Source organism: Thermus sp. FJN-A (assembly GCF_054655095.1).
The window spans coordinates 1-238 of the sequence record NZ_BAAHSC010000160.1 but is presented as its reverse complement, the minus strand read 5'-3'; the positions used below and the strand labels follow the sequence as shown (position 1 = coordinate 238).

Below are 238 nucleotides of genomic sequence, written 5' to 3'. Positions count from 1 at the left end.
CTCCAGGATCTTGGTGACCACGCCGGCACCCACGGTCCGCCCACCCTCACGAATGGCAAACCGCAAGCCCTCCTCCAACGCCACCGGCTTGATCAGCTCCACCGTAAACGTCACATTGTCCCCAGGCATCACCATCTCCACCCCCTGGGGCAACTCCACCACCCCCGTCACATCCGTCGTCCGAAAGTAAAACTGCGGCCGGTACCCAGAAAAAAACCCCGTGTGCCGGCCCCCCGCC

Annotated in this window: 1 protein-coding gene; it reads right to left on the bottom strand. The window is 63.9% G+C overall.

Annotated features, from left to right (window positions below; all coding sequences use genetic code 11):
- Nucleotides 1-238: EF-Tu C-terminal domain-related protein (locus tag ACYQ0J_RS00820; protein ID WP_460170296.1), on the bottom strand; the 238-nt coding region annotated here is incomplete at both ends.